Annotated in this window: 26 protein-coding genes and 2 pseudogenes; 24 read left to right on the forward strand and 4 right to left on the reverse strand. The window is 34.3% G+C overall.

The window, feature by feature from the left end; all coding sequences use genetic code 11:
* Positions 1-19: 19 nt before the first annotated feature.
* Complete coding sequence (locus ACX5JI_RS04465; protein ID WP_459499867.1) at positions 20-1,567, reverse strand: recombinase family protein; 1,548 nt, start codon at positions 1,565-1,567, stop codon at positions 20-22.
* A gap of 209 nt (positions 1,568-1,776) precedes the next feature.
* On the opposite strand from ACX5JI_RS04465, the gene ACX5JI_RS04470 reads away from it, so the two are divergent.
* On the forward strand, positions 1,777-2,514 hold the full coding sequence (locus ACX5JI_RS04470; protein WP_459499868.1) for a hypothetical protein: 738 nt from the start codon (positions 1,777-1,779) through the stop codon (positions 2,512-2,514).
* A 4-nt stretch (positions 2,515-2,518) separates the two neighbouring features.
* On the opposite strand, the gene ACX5JI_RS04475 is transcribed toward ACX5JI_RS04470, so the two are convergent.
* From ACX5JI_RS04475 to ACX5JI_RS04485, 3 genes are all read right to left on the reverse strand, one after another.
* Entirely contained in the window at positions 2,519-3,193 is a 675-nt protein-coding gene (locus tag ACX5JI_RS04475; protein WP_459499869.1) for a hypothetical protein, read from the reverse strand.
* Positions 3,194-3,290: 97 nt separating this feature from the next.
* Positions 3,291-3,719, reverse strand: coding sequence for an ImmA/IrrE family metallo-endopeptidase (locus ACX5JI_RS04480; protein ID WP_459499870.1), 429 nt, complete (start codon positions 3,717-3,719; stop codon positions 3,291-3,293).
* 13 nt (positions 3,720-3,732) lie between these two features.
* A complete protein-coding gene (locus ACX5JI_RS04485) occupies positions 3,733-4,197 on the reverse strand; it encodes a helix-turn-helix domain-containing protein (RefSeq protein ID WP_459499872.1) in 465 nt (154 codons plus the stop codon).
* 133 nt (positions 4,198-4,330) lie between these two features.
* Between ACX5JI_RS04485 and ACX5JI_RS04490 the strand changes: the two genes are divergently transcribed.
* The 23 genes and pseudogenes from ACX5JI_RS04490 to ACX5JI_RS04600 all read left to right on the forward strand — a co-directional run bounded on the left by ACX5JI_RS04490 (position 4,331) and on the right by ACX5JI_RS04600 (position 17,833).
* Positions 4,331-4,522 (forward strand): helix-turn-helix transcriptional regulator, encoded by a 192-nt coding sequence (locus ACX5JI_RS04490; protein ID WP_459499873.1) that lies wholly within the window; start codon positions 4,331-4,333, stop codon positions 4,520-4,522.
* Positions 4,523-4,559: 37 nt separating this feature from the next.
* Complete coding sequence (locus tag ACX5JI_RS04495) at positions 4,560-4,808, forward strand: hypothetical protein (RefSeq protein WP_459499874.1); 249 nt, start codon at positions 4,560-4,562, stop codon at positions 4,806-4,808.
* Between the two features lie 88 nt (positions 4,809-4,896).
* Positions 4,897-5,484 carry a sporulation sigma factor-processing peptidase gene (locus tag ACX5JI_RS04500; protein WP_459499875.1) on the forward strand — a complete coding sequence of 196 codons (588 nt, stop codon included), beginning with the start codon at positions 4,897-4,899 and terminating at the stop codon, positions 5,482-5,484.
* Between the two features lie 12 nt (positions 5,485-5,496).
* Complete coding sequence (locus tag ACX5JI_RS04505) at positions 5,497-5,718, forward strand: RNA polymerase subunit sigma (protein ID WP_459499876.1); 222 nt, start codon at positions 5,497-5,499, stop codon at positions 5,716-5,718.
* A 182-nt stretch (positions 5,719-5,900) separates the two neighbouring features.
* Positions 5,901-6,083: pseudogene (locus ACX5JI_RS04510) on the forward strand (hypothetical protein); the annotation flags it as partial.
* Between the two features lie 121 nt (positions 6,084-6,204).
* Positions 6,205-6,381: a hypothetical protein gene (locus tag ACX5JI_RS04515; protein WP_459499877.1), complete on the forward strand. Its 177-nt coding sequence runs from the start codon at positions 6,205-6,207 to the stop codon at positions 6,379-6,381.
* A 1-nt stretch (position 6,382) separates the two neighbouring features.
* Positions 6,383-7,342 (forward strand): DnaD domain-containing protein, encoded by a 960-nt coding sequence (locus ACX5JI_RS04520; protein WP_459499878.1) that lies wholly within the window; start codon positions 6,383-6,385, stop codon positions 7,340-7,342.
* Positions 7,339-8,670: a replicative DNA helicase gene (gene dnaB / locus ACX5JI_RS04525; RefSeq protein WP_459499879.1), complete on the forward strand. Its 1,332-nt coding sequence runs from the start codon at positions 7,339-7,341 to the stop codon at positions 8,668-8,670. The genes ACX5JI_RS04520 and dnaB overlap by 4 nt, the downstream gene beginning before the upstream one ends.
* Positions 8,670-8,859, forward strand: a pseudogene (locus tag ACX5JI_RS04530) (hypothetical protein). Before dnaB ends, ACX5JI_RS04530 begins: the two are co-directional and overlap by 1 nt.
* The gene (locus tag ACX5JI_RS04535; protein WP_459499880.1) at positions 8,834-9,196 is read left to right on the forward strand and encodes a cell division protein SepF; all 363 of its coding nucleotides are present in this window, start codon (positions 8,834-8,836) and stop codon (positions 9,194-9,196) included. The pseudogene ACX5JI_RS04530 and the gene ACX5JI_RS04535 overlap by 26 nt, the downstream one beginning before the upstream one ends.
* Positions 9,197-9,272: 76 nt before the next feature.
* The gene (locus tag ACX5JI_RS04540; RefSeq protein WP_459499881.1) at positions 9,273-9,464 is read left to right on the forward strand and encodes a DUF3954 domain-containing protein; all 192 of its coding nucleotides are present in this window, start codon (positions 9,273-9,275) and stop codon (positions 9,462-9,464) included.
* Positions 9,465-9,487: 23 nt separating this feature from the next.
* Positions 9,488-9,697 (forward strand): DUF3797 domain-containing protein, encoded by a 210-nt coding sequence (locus ACX5JI_RS04545; protein WP_459499882.1) that lies wholly within the window; start codon positions 9,488-9,490, stop codon positions 9,695-9,697.
* Positions 9,698-9,738: 41 nt separating this feature from the next.
* Positions 9,739-10,596 carry a hypothetical protein gene (locus ACX5JI_RS04550; protein ID WP_459499883.1) on the forward strand — a complete coding sequence of 286 codons (858 nt, stop codon included), beginning with the start codon at positions 9,739-9,741 and terminating at the stop codon, positions 10,594-10,596.
* 25 nt (positions 10,597-10,621) lie between these two features.
* Positions 10,622-10,804 carry a DUF6877 family protein gene (locus tag ACX5JI_RS04555; protein WP_459499884.1) on the forward strand — a complete coding sequence of 61 codons (183 nt, stop codon included), beginning with the start codon at positions 10,622-10,624 and terminating at the stop codon, positions 10,802-10,804.
* A complete protein-coding gene (locus ACX5JI_RS04560) occupies positions 10,791-11,309 on the forward strand; it encodes a BC1872 family protein (RefSeq protein WP_459499885.1) in 519 nt (172 codons plus the stop codon). Before ACX5JI_RS04555 ends, ACX5JI_RS04560 begins: the two co-directional genes overlap by 14 nt.
* Before the next feature lie 126 nt (positions 11,310-11,435).
* The gene (locus ACX5JI_RS04565) at positions 11,436-11,897 is read left to right on the forward strand and encodes an ArpU family phage packaging/lysis transcriptional regulator (protein WP_459499886.1); all 462 of its coding nucleotides are present in this window, start codon (positions 11,436-11,438) and stop codon (positions 11,895-11,897) included.
* On the forward strand, positions 11,894-12,436 hold the full coding sequence (locus tag ACX5JI_RS04570; protein ID WP_459499887.1) for a site-specific integrase: 543 nt from the start codon (positions 11,894-11,896) through the stop codon (positions 12,434-12,436). The genes ACX5JI_RS04565 and ACX5JI_RS04570 overlap by 4 nt, the downstream gene beginning before the upstream one ends.
* 180 nt (positions 12,437-12,616) lie before the next feature.
* Positions 12,617-13,765: a YecA family protein gene (locus ACX5JI_RS04575; protein WP_459499888.1), complete on the forward strand. Its 1,149-nt coding sequence runs from the start codon at positions 12,617-12,619 to the stop codon at positions 13,763-13,765.
* Between the two features lie 525 nt (positions 13,766-14,290).
* Complete coding sequence (locus ACX5JI_RS04580; RefSeq protein ID WP_459499889.1) at positions 14,291-14,749, forward strand: hypothetical protein; 459 nt, start codon at positions 14,291-14,293, stop codon at positions 14,747-14,749.
* Between the two features lie 169 nt (positions 14,750-14,918).
* Entirely contained in the window at positions 14,919-15,212 is a 294-nt protein-coding gene (locus ACX5JI_RS04585) for a Rho termination factor N-terminal domain-containing protein (protein WP_459499890.1), read from the forward strand.
* Positions 15,209-15,583 carry an HNH endonuclease gene (locus ACX5JI_RS04590; protein ID WP_459499891.1) on the forward strand — a complete coding sequence of 125 codons (375 nt, stop codon included), beginning with the start codon at positions 15,209-15,211 and terminating at the stop codon, positions 15,581-15,583. The genes ACX5JI_RS04585 and ACX5JI_RS04590 overlap by 4 nt, the downstream gene beginning before the upstream one ends.
* Before the next feature lie 103 nt (positions 15,584-15,686).
* A complete protein-coding gene (locus ACX5JI_RS04595) occupies positions 15,687-16,112 on the forward strand; it encodes a P27 family phage terminase small subunit (protein ID WP_459499892.1) in 426 nt (141 codons plus the stop codon).
* Positions 16,109-17,833: a terminase large subunit gene (locus tag ACX5JI_RS04600; protein WP_459499893.1), complete on the forward strand. Its 1,725-nt coding sequence runs from the start codon at positions 16,109-16,111 to the stop codon at positions 17,831-17,833. The genes ACX5JI_RS04595 and ACX5JI_RS04600 overlap by 4 nt, the downstream gene beginning before the upstream one ends.
* Positions 17,834-17,842 lie beyond the last annotated feature (9 nt).

Below are 17,842 nucleotides of genomic sequence, written 5' to 3' on the forward strand. Positions count from 1 at the left end.
GACGACAAAGCGCGAACGCTTATATGTCGCCATCTTGAGGGAGCTTAGGGTAAAGCACAAGTTCGAAATCATCGAGCCTTTGCCACTTTTCCTTCTTATAAACAGCCTTTTCTAAAACTGACTTTAGGAGGCTGTTTTTCTTTTTTGGATCGTCTGTTTTAAAGTACAGATCAAGAACATGCTCGACTTGAGGTATGGTATCTTTCTTCACTTTTTCCTTCTTAATTTCTGTTTTAATTTCTTTTTTTAAGTTTTCCATCGTGGAAGTAATTTCATTGATACGATCGGAAATAACTTTCGAACGTTCTAAAAACATATCGACGGTATAAACGCCACGCTCTAATAAATCGTGTAAATTATTTTTTTGTTTTTGGACATCCACTAATTCTTTCTCAAGCTTTCGTAATGCAGCTTCATTCATTTGAATAACTTGTGTTTCTTTTAATTTGTCACCTTGCTTATGTGCTTCAAAATCAGCTTTATAATTGATGTACCATTCTTTTAACGCCTCGAGTAAACGCTTTTCGATTAGCTCTGTATAACTTGATTTGTTTTGACAACCGCGGTGCTTACAATCCATTGTATATTTTCGTTTGTTAGGATAACGTTGCACCATGCTATAGCCACATTTACCACACTTAATGATTCCAGCTAGTGGGTTCTTAATACCATTTGTATTATAGGGAACGTGGTACCTCGTACTTAATTTATCCTGTACTTTTTCAAATAAACTTTCAGAGATGATAGGCTCATGTTTTCCATCGGCAATAATCCAATCAGCCTTATTTTGTCTAGCACAACTTCGTTTCGTTGCATCCGGATGTTTTACTTCTTTTCGTTTTTGCCAAGTGACTTTTCCAATATAAATATTATTTTTGAGCATATCCAATATAGTATATGCATTCCAATCATTTCCTAGCTTACTTTTGTAGCCAAGTTGGTTTAACCTATGCATAATAGCAGAGGCACCCATATCTTCATTTGCATACCACTCAAATATCATTCTTACAACAGAAGCTTCTTCCGAATTAATAGTTAATGTACGCTCTCGTTTATTTAAACGATGGATATCATATCCGTAAGGCGCATGTGTACCGAGATAGTTACCAGCTTCCACACTAGCTATGCGGCCACGTTGCATACGACGAGTAATAATCTTCAATTCTTTCCGTGCCATAAAAGCTTCAAATTCGCTGTATTCTTCGTCCCATTCGTCATTAAGGTCATAAGTCTTCCTAGGTGTCATAATCTTCGTATTGGAGCGTTTAAACGTCTCTAAAATGATTCCTTGTTCTTTCATACCACCGCGTCCTAAGCGGTCCATATCCATGCAAAGGACAACATCGTATTTGTTATCCTCAATTTCTTCAAGTAGTGCTAACATTTCAGGACGTTTGACTAAGCTTTCACCAGAAACGATTTCTTCACGAACGGTTAAAATATCTAGATTCATTTCCTTAGCTATCTTTAAAAGGGTAGTACGGTGCTTTGCTAATGTTTCGCCTTCGCCGCGTTCTTCAGCCTCGAGATCAGCGCGGGATTTTCTTAGGTAGATTGCGGTTTTCATAATTAGACCTCCTTGTTATTATTTATTATATAGGAAACGTTTGTTCTATGAAAGTGAATGAAAAATGTTTTGAAAGATGATATATTGTCTAATATATAAATAATAAAGAGGAACATCACTTTGTATAGGCAATTGTAATGAAAAAACGTATGTTCTGTTGTATAATTTAATCAATATTGTAAGTGTATATAAAGAAGGGAGGATATGTTATGAAAAAGTACATAAATTTAGCTCTGGTTTGGATATTATTTATAGGGCTCTGTATATTTAATTTTATAGTACCACCATCAAGCTCATGGGTGAACTTTTGGACTAATGGGACTATAATTATAGGTTGGTTACTATTTGCAATCCAGGCTACCTATAATAATTCAAATATATTTTTCCTTTTTATACAAAGAATAAAATTTCATCTTTCTAATAAAGAATGTTTGTGGAATATGAGAATTTATATGATGTCTAACCTATCTAGTGAAGCTTTAGAAGAGTTAGATGTTAAACTTAGAGAAATATATTCGACAAATGAGTTAAAGGTAAGACAAATAAGTGAAACTCGTAAAGACTATAAATTAGGTGCAATACGGTTTGAAGTTACATGGGACGAGGAGAGAAAACAATTCGTTTTTGATATACAAGATATGGAAATTTCTTATCGTGGAAGTAAAATAATATTTGAAGAAAAATTAGATGTTATTGTTAATGAATTGAAAAGGGTATTTCAACCATATAATGAAAGATATAGTGTTAGAATTGAATTTAAAGGAAATAATCCATATTTTGGATTGTTCCTTAAGAAAATAGATCCTACCAATATTGATTTTAATGCGAGTTTCTATATTCAAGATAACAAAGTTTCTATTTATAAAAAACAGATTGAAATAAATAGTGGTACTTATGATCAATTAAAAAATCTAGCAAAAAGCTACTTAGCTTTATCGCCAAAATAGGTGATTAAGCTAGTAGCTTTATATATATATCCCAAGCCATGTCCAACTCTGTTTCTATATTTTTATATGAATTATATAGTGTAATCGATCCACGTTTTGAAATACCTATTTTGTGTTCTTGACCATCTTTTAAATATCTCATTTGAACATAAGAAACCTCACCACTTTCAACCATTTCTTGAACCCTAGGATCTCGATCGACATCTTTTCCAAAATATGCTACAGAATCCAGGTTTAAGTTGTTTAAAACCTTTAACCACATTCCAGATATTTCTGGAACCTTTGTAATGATTTTTTCAAAGTCTATGTTTATTTTGGTAAGTTTATATGAACTTTGTGTATTTAACGTTTTAATAACCTCTTCTGAAGAATCCACATTCAAGCGTAAAAAAGCTAACTCTTGCTCAAAATTACAAAAAGTGTAGAATTTATGAGGTTTCAAATAATATGAAAAGTTCCGACCGAAAACTTTTCCATAAACTTTTTCTGTAGTTTCGTGATAGCAATCAAAGGTATGAAAGTGTTGTAAGTATGTTTGTGAATTTGGGACGAGCTGAGTGTTTGGCTCTCCCTCTGATAGTTCTAATCCATTGGGCTCTACTAATTGCAATTGACTATTGGTGCTAAATGCTTCAGTAGAAAACTTTACAGCATTACATATAAAAAAAGATGTAGCCATGTAACATATCTCCTTTTGCATTAATTAATATAAAACACTTTTCATTGATACCTGATGTTGTAACTCTTAATCTATAGAAATGTATTTTAGATTTACATTAATAAGTTTTTAAACGAGAAAATCCTTTAGGGACTCCATGAATCTCTGCAATTTCTTGAATAGTAAGACGTGTATTGTCATATGTAGCAACCATTTCATCCGTAAGTAATAATTCTACAGCAAATGTATTCGCCTCAATTTCTAAACGATCTACAGAGAAAAATGTTTGATTACGTAAGAAAGGAGTATTAGCTTTAGGGTGAAGTAAAGCATGTCCTAATTCATGAGCACAAACAAATCTCTGGGTTATTTCGCCAATTTGATTATTAATATGAATAAATTTAAATCGTTTATAAGTGTTGTAAAAGCCAAGAGTATTCCCTAGGTCCTCATACAACACATAAATATCTTTTTGCCTAGCAATTTCAAATGGATTTGTGGTGCCGTGTTTTTGTGTAATTTTTAGTACGTATTCTTTGATGTCCATTCGTTCGCTCCATTCAATCTTTTTTATATTTATTTGGAGTGAATTTTTGTTTTGCTAATTGTTTTGCCATGCGCATTGAGTTTTCAAGAGAAATACGAATCATTTCTTTCGTATGTTCATCAATTGGTTCTCCATCAAACATTAATGCTTCTTCACTATTATCTAATTCTTCTAATGTTTTTTCTAAATCACGTGCAATATCGCGTTCTTCTTTTGAAGAAAGAGGAACGTTGGTTCTTTTTTTAGGTTCTAGATAACCTATTTCTTCTAATAGCTCATTTTTGCTTTTCTTCATTGCTTTTGCGATTTTTTCAACCATAAATAAAGTGGGTTCTACAGGCTTGCCACTTCGAGGGTCTATGCCTTTTTCTAATTTATTTATATATGAATGACTGACATCACATAGTAAAGCAAAATCTCTTTGAGAGAGTTTGTTTTTTAATCGATATTCTGAAATTACTGTACCTAATGTATTCATATGAGAACCTCCTTGTTTAAAATTGTAAACAATAGTTTACAAAAAATCTAGGAAAAACATGCACTTTATGGTTGACAGATTTGCGCACTTTAGTTTACAATCAACTCATAAACAAATAACTGGTGGTGATTGAATGAACAGTCTAGCTCAAGCTAGGAAAAAAGTGGGGATGTCGCAGGAAATTTTAGCGAAAAAAGTGGGGATAACAAGACAATATCTATCAGAGATTGAAAACAGAAAGAAGCAACCTAGCGTTATTATTGCTGTGAAAATTGCAAAAGAACTAAATACCAAAGTAGAAGATATTTTTTTTGAACAAGTGTAAACCATGGTGCGCTGAATTGTAGAAAGTAGGTGAAAAAATGGCAGCAAGTAACATGGCAGTACCAACAGATCAGCAGCATACAAATATAGAAAGCACTTCAAGAGGTGACACCATGAGCCAACAAGAAGAATATTCAGCGTCTTATGAATTTGGGAAAACGAAAGTTTATGTTGTGGCTCCTGAGCCGAAACCACAAAAGGAAATTGATAAAATCCTTCGAGCATATTACCAGGCAGGTTGGGCCATCATCGATGAATTGCAAACAAAAGAAAATATTGAGGAGTAGTTCCTCTCTTTTTACATAAAAAATAGACAAGTTATGTATGTACTAATCATTTTAATACTTTAAAAACTTAATATGGAGGCGAACAAATATGCGAACAAGTATTTATTGCAATTCATCAATAAATACACTGTTACAAAATGCGAGGGAATGTTGTGAAGATGCAACGTTAAAAACAAAGAAAGGACTAGCGGAGTATTTGGGTATTACATACGACCGTTTGAAAAATATAGAGGCCGGCTTTTCTAAACCACCGTTCGAGCTTGCAATGGACTGGTGTGATGCGACAAAAGCAACGTTAAACAAACAAGCAATTAAACATATTTACGGTGTAGGATTACCGCCTACAGATCCACGTTTAACACAAGATGTTAATTTACAACTTATGAATTACATCAAACAAGCTGAAGAAGGTATTGCAGCAGCAAAGGAAATTATGAATTTGCAAATCACGACACGATCATGGCAGTTGAGTGAACAAAAGAAACATGAGTATGCAGTTCATGCAAAAGAAATATTCGATATGATTCAAGCGACTCAATGTGTAGTACAAGCCTTATCGCAAGTTCACTCTGACATTATGGACCAAATACAAAGAAGTTGGTTGCAAAAAGCGATATCGGAAAACGTCATTATTCATTCGGTAGATAGTTTAATGAATCTCACGAAAGTGTTGTAAGGAGGAATATATATGACAGTAGATTATAAGAATCCTAATTTAAATGATTATAAGAAATTAGTTCGATATGATGCCAAGTTAAATGGCGAAATAACAATAGCTAAAACATTTAATGATCATAAAAAACTAGAGGAATTACATCAAGAGAAGAAGTTAGTGGAAATTCGTATAAAAATTATTGAAGCATCATTCACTTTAAAGCATAAATGGGCAAAAGAAAAAGCTACCGCCTAGACAACAGTAGCTCAAAAAAATATATCGATAAAGCAATTATAACATTTTATTATTCGTTTGGACAAGCACTGTGCTTGTCGTTATGACCAGAAAGGGATTGTTCCTCCCATCCCCTTACAATAAACCTTTCTGGTTGTAACGATGCGTACAGCATCAATCTACATAGAAATGGGGTGGAAACCATGAAAAATGAATACAATCGTCTTCATGATCTTGTTCTTCCAGGAGATTTTTCGTTTGCGAATAAGCTTCATGATTGTATGATTTCATGCATTCATAACATGTTTAATGCGAAGTCGCTTGAAGAATCAAGCCGTTGGGAAAAAGAGTTAGATCGATGCGCAAAAGAGTTTCAAATGCTTCGTTGGTAACTCGTAGAAAATAAAAAATCTATCACTCGGCAAAGTGATAGAAGAATGTACTTAATAAATTTAATTTAGGTTAATTATACCAAATTAGAATTGGTATAACAACGGAGGGTGCGAAATGCTTTTAGACAAAACATTACATAAAGTGTTGCTGAATCCTAATTTAATTCAGCAATCGACATCAGAACAGCACCTAAAGTACTTAGTAACACAATATCTCACAAAAGGATACAAGAACTATCGCTTATTACGTATAGAAGATGGATTTGCGATATGCAAACGGGAGGATGAATAATATGGCAGTTTATAGACCAGTTCAAGTTTCATTTTGGCAGGATTCATTTGTTTTAGATCTTACACCGGAGGAAAAGTATTTTTACTTGTATTTGATGACAAACGGTAAAACGTCTCAATCGGGCATCTACGAGCTTCCACTTCGTATTATTGAAACGGATACAGGATATAATCGCGAAACTGTTATGAAGCTATTAGAACGTTTTGCTGAGTACGGGAAAATTAACTACAACCAAAAAACAAAAGAACTATTTTTAATCAACTGGTTAAAGTTCAATCCTATAAAAAATGTAAACATTGAAAAGTGTGTTTTAAAAGAGATTCAATCTGCAAAAGACCAGGATTTCTTAGTTGATTTTTATGAAACATGTTTGCAATTAGAGCAAGAACAAGATTTTAAAATCCCTCGTATTAAGGAGTATTTATCAGTCCGTTTGAAGGGGCTTATAAGGGGCTTGGAAGACCCTAGCAAGGAAGAAGAAAAAGAAAAAGAAGAAGAAAAAGAAGAAGAAAAAGAAGAACAACAACAAGAAGAACAACAACAAGAAGAACGCGAGAACGAGGTTGTTGTTAATCCAATTTCTTTTTACGAGCAAAACTTCGGATTGATCACACCTTTTATCGCGGATGGTATTTATGATTGGGTAGATGATTTAAATGCAGAGCTAGTTATCAAGGCAATGGAAATTGCTTTGGGAAAAAATACAAGAAATATGTCGTATGTAAATGCTATCTTACGAGATTGGCATCTTAAAGGTCTTAAAACAGTAGCTGATGTAGAAGCGGCTGATAAAGGATTTCGAGATAAACGAACAGTGCAAGTACAACAACCAGCACATCAACAGCATGGTTTATCTGAATCAACTAAAAAAGTGTTACATCAACAAGAAGCTTGGAAAGAAAGTATTCCTACTGAAGAAGAACTTCAAGCGTTTTTACAGAATAATGGGTGGGCGCAATGAGTAACGACATCATTCGCAATGTAGAAGCAGAACAAAGTATTTTGGGAGCTATTATCTCGGAAGGAGAGTTGATTAAAGATTGTCAGTTAAAAGAAAATCAATTCGCACTTCCAACACATCAAGTCATTTTTAAAGCTATGCGTGAATTAGATGTTAACGATAGCCCAATAGATATTGTGTCACTTATTGCAAAGTTCGATAAGGCTTTTATACAGCAAATCGGCGGGATTGACTTTTTTATTAATCTAACTGATTCAGTTCCTACAACAAAGAACTTTTCATATCACGAAGGTTTAGTTATCGAATCTTGGAAAATGCGGCATGCTCAAGAAGTTGCTGGGAACTTATACAAACGTATTCAAAACGATAAAGATATTAGCGCAATTAGTAACACAGTTGATCAGTTGAATGCAATTGAGGAAACTGGATACTCAGAAGAATTCGATTTGAAGGAAACACTAGTTGATCTATACAAGGAAATGCAATTAGATGTTGGTGATTTAACCGGGATTAATACTGGATATACAGAACTGAACAATATGACTTCTGGTTTTCAGGAAGGAGATTTAATTATTGTTGGAGCTCGTCCATCGATGGGAAAGACAGCATTCGCATTAAATATTTCATGCAATGCGGCTGAAACAGATACAGCAGTAGCAATATTTTCGCTTGAAATGAGCAATAAGCAATTGCTTAAACGAATGGTTTCTAGTGTAGGTAATGTGGACGCAATGAAAATGAAAAACCCAAAAAAATCATTTAACTTAGATGATTGGAATAAGGCTTCGAAAGCTATGGGAATCATAAATAAATTACCTCTTGAGATTTACGATGATGCTGGCATGACAATGCAAGAGATCTATAGCAAAACGAGAAAGCTCAAACGTAAGCACCCAGGCAAAAAGGTATTAGTTATGATTGATTATTTACAGCTTATTACAGGTGATCCAAAACACAAAGGAAATCGGATGCAAGAATTAAGTGAAATCAGTCGTAAATTGAAATTGATGGCTAGAAAGTTAGGTGTGTGTGTAGTTGCTTTATCACAGTTGAGCCGCGCTGTAGAAAGTAGACAAGATAAAAGACCGATGCCGTCAGATTTACGTGAAACGGGGCAAATTGAGCAAGATGCAGATATTATTACACTCTTATATCGAGAGGATTATTATGATAGGGAAACACCAAACAAAAATATGATTGAAATTATAATTGCTAAACAGCGAAATGGCCCTGTTGGAAGTGTAGAACTAGCTTTCGTTAAAGAATTTAGTAAGTTCGTTAACTTAGAGAGAAGATTTGATACACATCCAAAGCAGGAGGCTAAGTGATGATACTACGACAAGAAGTTGAACGTAGAAAACTATTCATTATTCGTAAATTACTTGGTTTAGGATTAGCAGAAATAAATGGACAAACATTAGATCAATTAACTTTAACGCAGCTTGAAAGGATTTTAAAGACAGGCTTGCTGGTGCTAGAGGGGAAAGAACAATGACAAAGCAGTTAACAATCTTTGATGTTGAGCCGGTGGTAGCGTTCAATCCTAAGAAAGCACACATTCAGCGATTAAATTCAAAAGTGCGGTTTGCTGATGTAGTTGTTCAAGTTCCACGTCAGGCAAAAGCAGTAGATGAGTTAAAGCCAACAACAGCACCAAGTGATCAGTATGAACTATTTGAAGATTATACAATTGGAGTTTGGCGTTATAAACGAGCAGAGGATAAACGATTTGGTTGGGAAGATGCTGAAGAACTGTGTAAGCAAGCAAGGGATAACAAAGAGCCAATTCCAATTCGACTTCACTTATCGTTTGATCAAACCTTTGTTCCAGAAAATGTTGTGCAGTATTTATGAGGACAAAATAAAAAAGCCGAGACTACTCCCGACTTACTTCGACAAAGTAATTATAACATATATGGGAGTGGTTCTGTTGGCAATCATCAAGGAAAATATTGCAGAAATGAAGGCTGAAATTTCTTTAGTAGAAAATATGATTTATGTTGTGAAAGATGGACAAATTCATCCAATAGAGCCACCAACAAGCGGTCATGGGGAACAGTCCTTTACATATAAAAGCGGAAAAGTAACTCGTGTAGATGAACGGAAAACACAGTTAATTTAAATGGGGGAATAAAAATTAACGCAATGGATTTTTTGAGAATATCACCACTTATTAATGACTGTCCGAATTGTAGTAATCAATTTGTTGGTAATGGTCAAGGTACATTAGAAGTTGATGACGATATAGTCAAACGTACTTGTAAGTGTGGGTTTAATTTCGAATACGATGTTAACAACGGAGTAAGTAAAAAGAAAATTAAACAAGTGATCGATGAAGCATTAAATAAATTGTAACCAAAGCGTTATTAGATTATAAAACTAGGGGGAAATGAGAAATGGCAAAGGTAACAGTTGAATTAACAGAAAAACAAGCAGAGTTCTTAAAGTTATTTAGTGAAAAGCAGTATAGCGGTGCAGAGGATAACGTTTATACAAGTGACCCTATACACGTTGTTCAGAAAAAAAGAAAACAATATATACCGTATAGCATGGATTTAGAAGGTTATTTTGATAATAGTACATTGGAATTTTGTGCAGATACGGATAGGGAGTTATGGCATGACAACGAAGTGGAGGCGGTAGACTCTTTTTATGAGTGGAAAGATGAAGAGTGTCCAATTGAAGTGAGAAGTTTTGAAAATCTGCAATATGAAGATGTAGAAAGCGTTAATGGAAAAACGATTTTTGTTAATGATTTTTACGATTATTTCAAAGTTTATGGCATTGAAGATGAGTTGGCAATGGCATGGGTAGAAACAGAATGGGAAAATGAAGCGTTCTTCTTCATTCTTGAAGAAGCTAAACGATATCAAAAATATCAAGCTCATAATCTAGGTAGATCAAGAATCTATACTTATTCGGCTGGGTATGACAATAGAGGCGATTTCGTTCACTTCCGTAATCTGTTAATGAAAATGGGACAAGAGTTGAATAAAGAAGCTCAACAAAGAGAAGTAGCTAAACTTGCAAAAGAAACACGCTGCGAAAAGTTTAAAGAGGCTGGTCGTGAGATGGATGAATTTAAGAATGGTGATGTTGTTGTACCGCTGGATAATGAAAATGCATGGCAACTTGTAGAAGGCTATAACAAACAAAAAAATGCAGTTCTAATAGGCGGAGAATATTGGGATGCTTCTAGCGTTAATCCTGTAAGTTTTGCAGATGCAACAGAAAATGGAATGTTAACCAAATAGTTATTTTGAAGAAAAGAGTGAGAATATGGACGAACTAAATAGGGTTGCTCATTTATTACCTTTCGAGGTACTTACAGATATAAAAAGTCGTTTAACGGATCGGGTTGCAAGTGGTGGAAGTTGGGACGATCCTTATATAAAACAACAAGTTAGATATGCCAAAAGAGTGGCAGAAAGAATGGAGGAAACGAAAAATGACAAACATTGAAAAAGCTAAAGAAATGTGGAAACAAGGTGCAATTGAAATAAATGCGGTTGATAAGAACGGGGAAGCGTTAAAACAATATGATTCTGTAATAGCACATGATGGCTGTGAATGGAAAGTCGGATGTGTTGTATATAGTGTCATCGATGATAATTTCGTTGCTCATTTTGAAGATAGCTGGATTTCTTTTGATAGTTTAAATGAAGTTGAAAAATTGAATGATGTGATTGCTCATGAAGTGCTTGGATGGGAGAAGGTAGAAACCCATTGGGGGAAAGATGGAAAACCGTTTCATGATATGCCAATAGAAAATTTTGATGCCATCAATTACGCGGCAATCATTTTGGATCAGTTAAATGAAGCCGGTCGTGACGTGAGAGTTAAAACTGAAGATGGTTATTGGCAAGTTAACATAGATAACAATGATTATATTGTTGAAGAAAAGTTTGGAATTGCTGTTTGTGTAGCAGCTGTAAATGCATTTAGGGGAAATGGTATAATAGATTAAATTAAATATTTAGTCCTACTGGAAGAACCAGCGGACATCAAACTATAAAGAGCATTATCAATATTGCTCTGTAGTTTGATGTCCGCTTTTTTTATTTTATTCAAACAGACAAGGAGTGTTTTATATATGGCACAATTAACTTTCTTACCCGAAATTGATCGTAAAGCAACACAATCTCGTATAGAAGATGTTCTTGAAAATGTTCGTATTTATAGACAGTTTGGGATGATCAGAAATGAGATGAAAGTCACAGCTTCTTGTGAGGTAAGATATCACGGCCCGACAAACGTGGTAGGCAATCCCGCTGAAGATGTTGCTTTAGCAAATGTGGAATTAGGTGAGCGAGAAGTGAAATTACAGCGTTTATCTCTCCAAATTGACAAGGCATTAAATCGTTTTAGTAAGAATCAAAGAGACATAATTGTAAAACGTTATTTAGAAGATGAAGAAGTCTTTGATTATATGGTTTATAACGAGATTGGCATGAGTGAACGTACATATAGACGTAATAAAGCTAATGCTTTTTATAAACTTGCTTTTGCACTTAGATTAGAAGTTTATGAGCAAACGGAAGGTGAGCAGGAATGAATTTTGTTCAACCAATTCGTGATCCAGAGCAAATACAACAGATTAAAGAGCACTTGAGAGAAAACAATGAGCGTAATTATATTTTGTTTGTAATGGGAATTAATACAGGCTTACGGATCAGTGATATTTTAAAATTAAGAGTCAGTGATTTAAAAGGAAGCCATATCTCAATGAGAGAAAAGAAGACAGGGAAGCAGAAGCGTATTCAATTGACTCCAGCACTAAAAAGAGAACTACGCTGGTACATTGAGGAAAGAGAAGATAATGAATACTTGATTAAGAGTCGAGAAGGGAAAAATAAACCGATCGGGCGGAGTATGGCATATAAGATACTTAGAAATACCGCAGCGGAGTTTGGATTAGATGAAATAGGAACACATACATTACGTAAGACATTCGGATATCACATGTACATGCAGACAAAGAATATCGCTTTACTTATGGAGATATTCAATCATTCATCCGAAAGAGTCACATTAAGATACATTGGTGTTAACCAGGATGCAATGGATAAGGCTATGACTAAGTTCAAGATATAGCAAACATCCTTTTTTCTTTTTTGTATTTTACAGTTAACCATTTTTTATGTGTTGTGTAACTCAAAATCAAAGGATTTATAAAGCTAAGTGTGATAAGGGATTCAGCATTTGGGACAGTTACACAAAATATAAGATATGGGTAAGTCATATGTTAATATTACTTAAGGGAGTGTGATGCACATGGAACCAATTAAATTCCATAAGTTTATGAAAACTGAGCCATGCCCATGCGGTAGTGGGAAAAAATACAGAGCCTGTTGTATTAATAGAAAAGATCAAGAATTACCGTTTGAAAAAGTACCTAATAAAAAAAGAGAGGGAGCATTTAAAAATTACGCATATAAGTTGGATAAAGAATCGAAAATCGAAGAATGTTTATATCCAGATTCTAAACAATGTGAAGGTAAAATAAAGAGTGCTCATTCACTACAAAATAATGGTGTCTTGTCAAAAATATCAGAGGATGGTCATGTAGTAATCCTGAATACAGACTACGGAAAAGATGATCTAATTTATGATGTTAAAGACGAGAGTAAAAATAAAGCAACAACTTTCACTGGTTTTTGTGATAAACACGACACATTAGTTTTTCGAGATATAGAAACTAAAGAAATTGATGTTAATTCTAGTAATCAATGCTTTTTGTTTGCATACAGAGCGTTTGCTTTAGAAATGCATAAGAAAAAAGAGCTATTGAAATCTTCACAACAACTATTCAAAGTAAGACCATCTATCGCGAAGGTAAGTGACTTTGTAGCAGATTACAGATTTAAGGAACTATCTCTAAAAGATTTATTTGAGTACAAGCGTTTATTTGACGATGCTTTAATGAATGAGAATTATGATATGATTCAATCTATAACATTTACGTTTGATTATGAAATAAGTATGGCGTCTTGTGGAGCCTGTACATTAACTCATGATATTAAAGGGAATGTAATGAATGATACATATTCTATGGAAGATGAAAGGTTAAAGACACTATTCTTCACTATTCTTCCAAACGGTGGGAAATCATGTTTTATATTTAGCTGGGTAAAGGATGAGACTGATTTTTTCAAGGGTTACATTCAACAATTAGAAAGTTTAACAAAAGATCAATTCAGAAATTACATTAATAATTTCTTACCAGCATATACAGAAAACTTAGTAGTAGCGCCTAGCTTATGGAGAAGCTTTACGAAACAACAAAAAGATACGTTCTTTAAAATGTTTTCTGCTGAGTTTGAAACATATTACTATATCCAAATGCGGAAAAATCTATTAAGAAGTACACCGTATGATTTACTTACAAACTACGTGAGGGAAGAAAAAGTGGCAGAGTCGTGACCGCTTTTTGGCAGTAAATGTACCGGTTGTTTTGTAATCAACGTGATATATTTGTATTGTGAGAAGTGGCGGAAAACACAACTCGCGATGTCGATTTTTGAATTCTAAACGGCTCCATATTGACGGTATGTTTTTTAAAATCCGTAGCCAGATCAATGGTGCAGGTTGAATGGAACCCGTTGATGCAGGAGAGCTTTTGCTCTTCTTTCAGTCGCTAATACAGAGACGTGTGTAGCAGGAAAGACATATACAGTTTAGCGACTGAAAGAGGCGTGAAAACACCTTAACCAAACGAAATGAAATATGCGATATACAAACATGACTTGTCTATTTTTGAGGAAAATCGCTATCTAATTGGATAGCGGTTTTTTCTTTCTAAGGGAAAAGACAAAAACTTCATTTACCGTATTCGCATAAGAGATTGACGAAAGGGCAACTGATGCATGGTTGCTCTTTTATTATGTAAAAATATATAGGTAGTATGAGGAACTTTGATGTTATTATCTATTTAAGGGGTGATAACATTTGAATGAGTCAGTAAATAGTTTAGTAGCTAAGTTTAGTAAAGATATGAAAAACGAGGAACCGTTATATGTTTTTTTAAAATCTCACTTATATATTGAATCTATAATGATACAAATTCTTGAAAAGAATTTACCTAATTCTAAAGCGATTGATTTAAATAATTTTAGCTTTGCCCAAAAGCTTCAATTGGTTCATGCCCTAGATTTAATAAGCGATGATATGCGAGGGGCTTATAATAAATTTAATCGTATAAGAAATAACATAGCACATTATTACAATCAAGAAATTGATGAAAAATTAATTAGGGAATTGTATAGCGCATTACCTCGAGATAGAAAATGGCTTGCCCAAGAGTTTACCCTTAATGACCCAAGTGTTATGGGTACGTTACGAGGTTTTTGTATGTTACTAGTTGGTTATTTAGTCTCTAAAGGGAATTATATAGTTTATAAAAAATAGCATCCATTTTGGGTGCTTTTTATTGTGTGAAAATTACATAGGTGGTAATGACATGTATTATTGTTTAAGTTTTTTCGGTGGCTTCATACTTTGCTTGATAATTATGATTCAATTCCTCAAAGCAAAGGAAGTTAAAGAATTAGATTGATAAATGAAGGAGTGAAACAAAATGATTACTGAAATTAGAAAAACAATATCAGGCACAGAGTATTGGGATAACGAAGAAAAGCGAAGTCTATTTGTTCCAGCTGGTGAAGAACCAGGATTCGAAGTAACTGTTAATCCAGAGAGTATGATCATGAGTGTGGACTTAGCAAACGGTAAAGATATGACAGTGGTTAGTGAAGTACCAGTACTGAGTAACATGACAGTGAAAGAGTTACGTGAGTATGCTGATGAGTTAGGTATTGAAATTCCAACTGATGTTAAAAAGAAAGAAGACATCATTGAATTACTATCATGAAGTACTGTGACTTCAATGGCTGCCATAACAAAATAAACAAAGGTCGTTACTGTGAGGAACATAAGCGTAACAAACCAAGGAAGAAGAAAGACAAGAAGAACATCTATCATCATGAGAACAAACCTTTCTATAGAACAGACGAATGGAAGTATGTCAGGTCTCAAGTATACGAAAGAGAGAAAGGATACTGTCAGCGATGTGGAAGGTTCGTCTTTGGTCGAAGTGCTCATGTTCATCACATCATACCAATTAAACAAGATGAAACACTTAAATTAGAAATAAACAACTTAATGCTACTTTGTCCAAAATGTCATATCAAAGAAGAAAATGAAGATAAACCAAAAAAGGTTTTTCCGAGTTATTTTGGATAAGCCCCCCTGTCAAAAAATAAAATTTTTGGTTTGGGAAGGATAGGTAGCGTAGGGGGCACATCAATAGTTGCACCAGTTTTTAAAAATAAAGGGGGGTGTGAAAATGACTCGAATGTCAAAAAAGAAAAAGTTGGAAATGTTAGATGTAGCAAGGGATGAAGAACGAAATAGAATCATAAAATTATTGACTGATGAAGAGAATTTCACACCTTTACTCGAACCATTAATTGAAAATTATTTAGATGCTTTTATCATTTATAAAACTATGTTTGATGAATGGAAATCTGATGGTTTTGCAGCTACAAAAACCCATAAGAACAAGGCTGGAGCGATAAACGAAATGAAGCATCCACTTGCTCAACAAGTTGAAACTTGGAATGATAAGAAGAATAAAATGTTAGAATCTCTTGGAATGACGAATAAGGGTAAAAGTGTACAAAAAACGCCTAAAAATACAGAAAATATTCAATCTAATGAACCAAAAGATGAATTAGCAGCTCATCGTGAGAAATGGCGGAAAACAAAATGATTATTACACCAAACGTTAACTTTGCGGATAAGTATGCAAATAACGTTATGCGTAATAAGAAGAAATACCCGAAGTCGATTATTCTTGCTGTAGAGCGTTATAAGAAGTGGAAGAAACGTAAAGATATTTGGTTTGATGTAAATCGTGCAAATGAAATGCTAGATTTCGTTCAATCCTTCGTCCGTCATGTTAAAGGACCGCTTGCAGGTCAGTTAATGGAATTAGAGTTGTGGGAAATGTTTGTTTTTGCAAACATGTACGGTTGGTATCATAAAAATGAAAAGGGTAAGACTGTTCGTGTTGTTCGTGAATCATATGTTCAAGTTCCGAAGAAAAATGGGAAAACCATTATTGCGGCCGGTGCATTGTTATACGCGATGTATGGAGAAGGTGAACTTGGTGCGGACTGTTATTGTGCGGCATCTGACTATGAACAAGCCCAAAATGCAGCCGAACCAATAGCGCAAGCAATAGAAAACTCAGAACCTTTAGCAGCGCCTACACAAATTTATAAAGGTGTTAATGGTACAGTCAGCGGTGCGATGTATCGTTATAACATCAATGGAATTGCATATCAAAATAAGTTCAAGGTACTAACAAAAAACACAAAGGGTCTTGAAGGAAAGAACCCTTATTTCGTGTTGAATGATGAACTTCATGCGCAAGAGAATATGGATATGTACGATAACTTGAAATCGGCACAGATTTCTCGTGAACAGCCAATCATGTTGAATATTTCAACGGCAGGTAAAGGCTCTTCTTCGGTTGGGATGCGTGTATATAAATACGCAAAACAAGTTCTCGAAAATGACGATGATGATTCTTTGTTTGTTGCAATTTGGGAGCCAAACAAAAATTATGATTGGGAAGACCGTAAAGTTTGGGAAATGGTTAATCCGAATATTGGCGTGTCCGTTACGATGGAACAACTCGAGATTGAGTTCAAAAAGGCGAAACAGTCCGCACATTCAAAAGCTGAGTTCCTTTCCAAACACTTAAATGTTTTCGTAAATGGAGCGGATAATTATTTTGAGCAAGATCAAGTACAGCATGTTCTTGTGGACGAGTTGGGTGATCTTACAGGTGAAACTTGTTATTTAGGATTAGACTTATCTAAAACAACAGATTTAACATGTGTAAGTTTAAACTTTCCTTCACATGATGAAGAAGGAAGGTCGATTCTTAAAGTTAAACAAATGTACTTTATTCCTACTGATAACATTGAATTTAGAGAGAAAGAGGATAATGTGCCATATACAGATATGATTGAACGTGGTTTCGTTCAATTTTGCGATGGCAAAATGATTGATCAGGACCAAGTCATGGAATATATTGTGGAATGCATGAATTTATACGATGTACAACAAATAAACTATGACCCAGCGATGTCTCAAAAGTTAATAGAAAAACTAGAGAACTTAGGGTTAGAATGTATAGCTGTAAACCAGTATCCAAACGTTATGAATGCGATGCTTGATGATTCAGAAATACTAATATATGAAAAACGATTGATTACCGATAACCCTTTATTTGTTTATTGTGCTCTTAATGTTGTAGTAGTCACAAATATCAACGGAATGAAAGCCCCAAGTAAGCGACAGTCCAAAAAGAAAATTGATGGATTTGTTGCTTTTTTAGTTGCTCATAAAGAAACCATGATGGTTATGGATGATGTGAGCGAAGAGGGAATGGATGAATTAATCGGTGAAATTTACAGATAGAAAGGTGGT

Source organism: Bacillus sp. C1, assembly GCF_054570475.1.

Excerpts from the sequence above, each read along its gene's own strand:
- ACX5JI_RS04465 (WP_459499867.1), bottom strand. The coding sequence starts at position 1,567 with ATGAAAACCGCAATCTACCTAAGAAAATCCCGCGCTGATCTCGAGGCT.
- ACX5JI_RS04470 (WP_459499868.1), top strand. The coding sequence starts at position 1,777 with ATGAAAAAGTACATAAATTTAGCTCTGGTTTGGATATTATTTATAGGG.
- ACX5JI_RS04475 (WP_459499869.1), bottom strand. The coding sequence starts at position 3,193 with ATGGCTACATCTTTTTTTATATGTAATGCTGTAAAGTTTTCTACTGAA.
- ACX5JI_RS04480 (WP_459499870.1), bottom strand. The coding sequence starts at position 3,719 with ATGGACATCAAAGAATACGTACTAAAAATTACACAAAAACACGGCACC.
- ACX5JI_RS04485 (WP_459499872.1), bottom strand. The coding sequence starts at position 4,197 with ATGAATACATTAGGTACAGTAATTTCAGAATATCGATTAAAAAACAAA.
- ACX5JI_RS04490 (WP_459499873.1), top strand. The coding sequence starts at position 4,331 with ATGAACAGTCTAGCTCAAGCTAGGAAAAAAGTGGGGATGTCGCAGGAA.
- ACX5JI_RS04495 (WP_459499874.1), top strand. The coding sequence starts at position 4,560 with ATGGCAGCAAGTAACATGGCAGTACCAACAGATCAGCAGCATACAAAT.
- ACX5JI_RS04500 (WP_459499875.1), top strand. The coding sequence starts at position 4,897 with ATGCGAACAAGTATTTATTGCAATTCATCAATAAATACACTGTTACAA.
- ACX5JI_RS04505 (WP_459499876.1), top strand. The coding sequence starts at position 5,497 with ATGACAGTAGATTATAAGAATCCTAATTTAAATGATTATAAGAAATTA.
- ACX5JI_RS04515 (WP_459499877.1), top strand. The coding sequence starts at position 6,205 with ATGCTTTTAGACAAAACATTACATAAAGTGTTGCTGAATCCTAATTTA.
- ACX5JI_RS04520 (WP_459499878.1), top strand. The coding sequence starts at position 6,383 with ATGGCAGTTTATAGACCAGTTCAAGTTTCATTTTGGCAGGATTCATTT.
- dnaB (WP_459499879.1), top strand. The coding sequence starts at position 7,339 with ATGAGTAACGACATCATTCGCAATGTAGAAGCAGAACAAAGTATTTTG.
- ACX5JI_RS04535 (WP_459499880.1), top strand. The coding sequence starts at position 8,834 with ATGACAAAGCAGTTAACAATCTTTGATGTTGAGCCGGTGGTAGCGTTC.
- ACX5JI_RS04545 (WP_459499882.1), top strand. The coding sequence starts at position 9,488 with ATGGATTTTTTGAGAATATCACCACTTATTAATGACTGTCCGAATTGT.
- ACX5JI_RS04550 (WP_459499883.1), top strand. The coding sequence starts at position 9,739 with ATGGCAAAGGTAACAGTTGAATTAACAGAAAAACAAGCAGAGTTCTTA.
- ACX5JI_RS04555 (WP_459499884.1), top strand. The coding sequence starts at position 10,622 with ATGGACGAACTAAATAGGGTTGCTCATTTATTACCTTTCGAGGTACTT.
- ACX5JI_RS04560 (WP_459499885.1), top strand. The coding sequence starts at position 10,791 with ATGACAAACATTGAAAAAGCTAAAGAAATGTGGAAACAAGGTGCAATT.
- ACX5JI_RS04565 (WP_459499886.1), top strand. The coding sequence starts at position 11,436 with ATGGCACAATTAACTTTCTTACCCGAAATTGATCGTAAAGCAACACAA.
- ACX5JI_RS04570 (WP_459499887.1), top strand. The coding sequence starts at position 11,894 with ATGAATTTTGTTCAACCAATTCGTGATCCAGAGCAAATACAACAGATT.
- ACX5JI_RS04575 (WP_459499888.1), top strand. The coding sequence starts at position 12,617 with ATGGAACCAATTAAATTCCATAAGTTTATGAAAACTGAGCCATGCCCA.
- ACX5JI_RS04585 (WP_459499890.1), top strand. The coding sequence starts at position 14,919 with ATGATTACTGAAATTAGAAAAACAATATCAGGCACAGAGTATTGGGAT.
- ACX5JI_RS04590 (WP_459499891.1), top strand. The coding sequence starts at position 15,209 with ATGAAGTACTGTGACTTCAATGGCTGCCATAACAAAATAAACAAAGGT.
- ACX5JI_RS04595 (WP_459499892.1), top strand. The coding sequence starts at position 15,687 with ATGACTCGAATGTCAAAAAAGAAAAAGTTGGAAATGTTAGATGTAGCA.
- ACX5JI_RS04600 (WP_459499893.1), top strand. The coding sequence starts at position 16,109 with ATGATTATTACACCAAACGTTAACTTTGCGGATAAGTATGCAAATAAC.